1 protein-coding gene is annotated in these 1,021 nt (G+C 26.6%); it reads left to right on the top strand.

The genetic code is table 11. From position 1 onward, the window contains the following. Nucleotides 1-121: 121 nt before the first annotated feature. Nucleotides 122-937: an RHS repeat domain-containing protein gene (locus WJW32_RS12355; RefSeq protein ID WP_340258771.1), complete on the top strand. Its 816-nt coding sequence runs from the start codon at nt 122-124 to the stop codon at nt 935-937. Nucleotides 938-1,021: the final 84 nt, after the last annotated feature.

Here is a 1,021-nt window from a genome sequence, read left to right as displayed (position 1 = left end):
TTTGTTTTGGGATTAAGAGCTATAATTTTTCCAAATTAGAGATTTGATCAATTGGTATTTTATAGTGAATAAATAATTACATTTGTACGAAATTTAGGTAGCTAATAATATTTTAGAACCTATGAAAGATAATGCAACATATACAGCAAGTGCAGTTATAAAAACAGTAAATGTAACAGGAGATGGAGCAGTTTTAAAATTTGACATATATGATTCAGTAGACACATATCTTGGGCAAAAACTATCTGAAAAAGTAACTGAAACAACTGATTGGAAAAGAGTTATAGTATCAATAACATTAGATGAAGCAAAATTAATGTATCCAAATGCTGCAAAACTTAGAGTATCAATAGGTGCAGTAGCATCAACAAATGGAGATATGTATTTTGATGCAGTAAGAATGTTTGAAGAGGATGTAAAAGTAGAGTATGATTATGGGACAGCATATAACTATGTGGAAGACATTACGAACCAATTAGATAGCACAATAAATTTAATACCCGATAAAAGGGGAAATACACTGCAAGCAACAGATCCTAAAAATAATATATATACATTTGAATATGATGATCTTGATAGAATAAAGAAAATAGATAGTCCTACAGGATTAAGAAGTAAGTACTATTATGATGCTAATCATAATTTACATAAAATAGAGAATGATAGTATTAGCACAGGAAATATAAATACTAGTTTTGTTATCGCTTATAATGAATTAGCTTTACCTCAAGTAATAACTGATGCTAAAGGAAAAAATATATATTATGAATATGATAAAAATGTAAATTTAAGCAATATTAAATATCCTAATGGTAAGCAAATATATTATGAATATGATTCTGCTAATAGAGTAGATGGTATTACTTATTCTGATAACACTCCTTCATGGAATTTTATATATGATAAAAACAGTAACTTAATCTATTGTGCTAGTTGAAATCAATTTACTTAATATGGTAAATTGATTTCAACAAAAAATCATCCTCTCAAATTTAAAATTATGGATATTTTATCCAAATGT

Source organism: Tepidibacter sp. Z1-5, assembly GCF_037844525.1.
Taxonomy (GTDB): domain Bacteria; phylum Bacillota; class Clostridia; order Peptostreptococcales; family Peptostreptococcaceae; genus Tepidibacter_A.
This window is presented reverse-complemented; position numbering and strand designations above follow the sequence as displayed.

Coding starts and splice junctions, on each gene's coding strand:
- WJW32_RS12355 (WP_340258771.1), top strand. CDS start 122: ATGAAAGATAATGCAACATATACAGCAAGTGCAGTTATAAAAACAGTA.